Annotated in this window: 4 protein-coding genes; 2 read left to right on the forward strand and 2 right to left on the reverse strand. The window is 74.3% G+C overall.

Going from position 1 to position 3205, the window contains the following annotated elements:
• Positions 1–91 precede the first annotated feature (91 nt).
• Positions 92–1204, reverse strand: a complete 1113-nt coding sequence (locus CCN56_RS33910) for a DUF2786 domain-containing protein (RefSeq protein ID WP_086831671.1) — start codon at positions 1202–1204, stop codon at positions 92–94.
• Positions 1201–1593 carry a helix-turn-helix domain-containing protein gene (locus CCN56_RS33915; RefSeq protein ID WP_086831669.1) on the reverse strand — a complete coding sequence of 131 codons (393 nt, stop codon included), beginning with the start codon at positions 1591–1593 and terminating at the stop codon, positions 1201–1203. The genes CCN56_RS33910 and CCN56_RS33915 overlap by 4 nt, the downstream gene beginning before the upstream one ends.
• Before the next feature lie 103 nt (positions 1594–1696).
• On the opposite strand from CCN56_RS33915, the gene CCN56_RS33920 reads away from it, so the two are divergent.
• Positions 1697–2518: an NAD(P)H-binding protein gene (locus CCN56_RS33920; protein WP_086831670.1), complete on the forward strand. Its 822-nt coding sequence runs from the start codon at positions 1697–1699 to the stop codon at positions 2516–2518.
• Positions 2519–2588: 70 nt separating this feature from the next.
• The coding region (locus CCN56_RS33925; RefSeq protein ID WP_086831672.1) for an ABC transporter ATP-binding protein at positions 2589–3205 on the forward strand (617 nt) is incomplete at its 3' end.

A 3205-nucleotide genomic window follows, 5' to 3' on the forward strand; every position in this document is an offset into this window, starting at 1 on the left:
CCCCCTTGCCCCGCGGGACGCCTGCCCACACGGCAGCGGGCGACGCCCAGCCAGGCGCGGGCCTGCCGGGCGCGGGTTCGCGCGGTGCGGCCTACGGCAAGTGGGGGCGGTTCGGGTGGAGGCCTGCGGCGTCGGCGGCTGTTGCGCCGTGGGCCCAGCCCGCCTCGTCCCACGCCGCCCTGACCCGCGTCGTACGGGTCTCCGGGAAGAGCTCGTCCGTCCGCGCCCCCACCGCCACCTCCCGGGAGGCCAGGGCGGGCAGCAGCGTCGGGACCTCGGCCGCCACCCGGCGGGACGTCGCCGAGAGCCGGGCGCCCAGCCGGTTCGCGTACGCGAGGAGGAAGGACTGCCGGAAGGACTTCGTGCGCTTGCGGCCGCCCGCCCGCTGCTCCGCCTCCGCCCGCGTCATCGCCGCCGTCCCCTGCACGAGCAGCGAGGTGTACAGCAGTTCCACCGGGTCCAGGTCCGCCTCGAAGCCGACCACCGTCGAGAAGCCGTACGCCTCGTTCCACACCGCCCGGCAGTGGTTCGCCGTCGCCACCGCGTCCAGCAGGATCGCCTTCGCCTGCTCGTACGGCGGCTCCACCCCGATCCGGATCGCGCCCGGCGTCTCCGGGGACGGCGCGCCCGCCGCGAGCGTGGCCTCGTCCAGGCTGTGCCGGGCCATCAGCTCCTGCGCCTTCGCGGTGAGCGCCTCCGCCTCCTCCGGGTACCCCGTCGCCTCCGCCTTCGCGAGCAGCGCCCTGATCCGGGTCAGCATCCGGGGCTCGCCCGCCGCCGCCGGCGGCAGCGCCTCCCCCGGGACCGGGCCCACCGCGTCGAGGCGCGGCAGCCGGACCAGCAGCCGGTACAGCTCCAGGACGGTCGTCGCCCGCGAGAAGCGGTCCGTCGGGCGGACGACTTCGGCGTCCAGGTCGTCCAGCTGCGCCTGCCAGCGGTGCGGGAGGCGTTCGTAGGCGGTCGTCTCCGTCCTGATCAGGGCGGAGAGAAGACGGACGTGCTCGTCCGACAGGTCTCGCCGTGCCATCCGCACCAGGTCCGCCGGCTGCCAGCCCCGTACCCACAGCGTCCGTACGAACTCCTCGCCCCGCCGCGTCAGTTCCGCGTCCGCGTCCGGCGCGGCGGCGAGGAGTGAGGCCGCCGTGTCGAGGGAACCGTCGTCGCTCGCGTACAGCGCCTCGAAGGCCTTGTCGATCACGGTCATGCCGTCGTCCTCGCGTCCCATTCCTCGCGCGACCGGGCGATCACCGCGCGGTGGTCGAGCGACCAGTCGATCAGCTGCTTGATCAGGCGGGTCATGCTGTGGCCGGTCTCCGTCAGCGCGTACTCCACCTGCGGCGGGGTCGTCGGGTACACCGTCCGCGAGACGAGCCCGTCGCGCTCCAGACGGCGCAGGGTGAGCGTCAGCATCCGCTGCGAGATGCCCGTGACGAGCCGCTGGAGTTCCCTGAACCGCCTTGCCCCTGCCGCGAGTTCGACGACGACGTGCACCGTCCACTTGTCGCCGAGCCGGTCCTGGACGTCCCGCACCCCGCAGTCCTCGGCACAGCTGACCAAGGGCTCGGTGGTTACCTCCGTGTGCCCCTCTGACATCAATGTGCCTCCTTCCGCACGCCTGTCCGCCCGGTCACGATGATCCTCGATCGCTCTCGATCCTTCTCGATGGTCTCAGCCGTCACGATCCCCGGGGGATTCCATGCTGCTCGTCACCGGCGTCTCCGGCGCCCTCGGCTCGCTCGTCGCCGAACGGCTCGCCGGCCGCGACGACGTCGTCCTCGGCACCCGCGCCGGCCTTCCCGGCACCCGCCGTCTCGACTTCGACGCGCCGGAGACGCTCCCCGAGGCCTTCGCCGGCGTCGACACGCTGCTCCTCATATCCGCCGGATACGGGGAGGACGACGTCGTCGTCGCCCGCCACGAGGCCGCGATCTCCGCCGCCGAGGCCGCCGGCGTCCGGCACGTCGTCTACACGAGCCTCTCCGGCGACGGCGACCACCTCACGTACGCGCTCGCGCACCGCTGGACCGAGCGGCGGCTCCGGCGGTCCACGACGCTCGACTGGACGATCCTCCGCAACGGCCTCTACGCCGAGCTCCTGGCCTGGATCGCCTCCCCCGACGCGGACAACCGCATCACCGGCCCCCTCGGCGAGGGGCGGCTCGCCGCCGTCACCCGCGCGGACCTCGCCGACGTCGCCGTCTCCGTCGCCACGGACCCGGGGGCCCACCGGAACCGGGTGTACGAGCTCGTCGGCGAACGCGCCCTCGGCGGCGCGGAGCTGGCGGCGGCGCTTGGCGCCGAGTACGCCCCCGGCACGCTCGCGGAGGCCCGCACCGCTCTCGCCGCGTCCGGGGCCGTGCCCTTCCAGGTGCCGATGCTGGCGAGCACGTACTCGGCGATCGCCCACGGCTTCCTGGACGGTACGGGCGTGGCGCGGGGCGACCTGCGCGCGCTGCTCGGCGGGCGCGAACCCCTCGACGCGCTCGAGGCGTTCGTGAAGGCGGTACGGGAGGGGTAGGCCCGGCCCTACCTTTCGGACGCCCGGTGGTGGTCGTGATCGGGGCGGGCGGAAACGGTTCGCTCGATGCATGACCACGACCACCGCTGCCACTGCCGCTGCCGTGCGGCTCCGAGGGCTCGCCCGGCACCACCGCGACGTCCGCGCCCTTGACGGCGTCGACCTCGATTTCCTCTCCGGGACCTTCACCGCCGTCATGGGGCCGTCCGGCTCCGGCAAGTCCACGCTCCTCCAGTGCGCAGCCGGGCTCGACCGGCCCACCGCCGGGACCGTGGAGGTCGGCGGCACGGCCCTGGAGGGGCTGAGCGAGCGGCGCCTCACGCTGCTGCGCCGGGACCGGATCGGCTTCGTCTTCCAGTCCTTCAACCTGCTGCCCTCGCTCACCGCCGCGCAGAACGTCGCCCTGCCGCTCCGGCTCGCCGGCCGCCGCCCGTCCCGTACGGAGATACGGGAGGCACTCGCGCGCGTGGGACTCGCCGGCCGGGAGCGGCACCGGCCGGGCGAGCTGTCCGGCGGGCAGCGGCAACGGGTCGCGATCGCCCGGGCGCTGATCACCCGGCCGGCCGTCCTCTTCGGCGACGAACCGACCGGCGCGCTCGACTCGACGACGAGCCGCGAGGTGCTCGACATGCTGCGGGACCTCGTCGACCGCGAGGGCCAGACGATCGTCATGGTCACCCACGACCC

The sequence above is a fragment of the Streptomyces sp. NRRL B-24572 genome, from assembly GCF_002156145.1.
Lineage (GTDB): Bacteria > Actinomycetota > Actinomycetes > Streptomycetales > Streptomycetaceae > Streptomyces > Streptomyces vietnamensis.

Coding starts and splice junctions, on each gene's coding strand:
- CCN56_RS33910 (WP_086831671.1), bottom strand. CDS start 1,204: ATGACCGTGATCGACAAGGCCTTCGAGGCGCTGTACGCGAGCGACGAC.
- CCN56_RS33915 (WP_086831669.1), bottom strand. CDS start 1,593: ATGTCAGAGGGGCACACGGAGGTAACCACCGAGCCCTTGGTCAGCTGT.
- CCN56_RS33920 (WP_086831670.1), top strand. CDS start 1,697: ATGCTGCTCGTCACCGGCGTCTCCGGCGCCCTCGGCTCGCTCGTCGCC.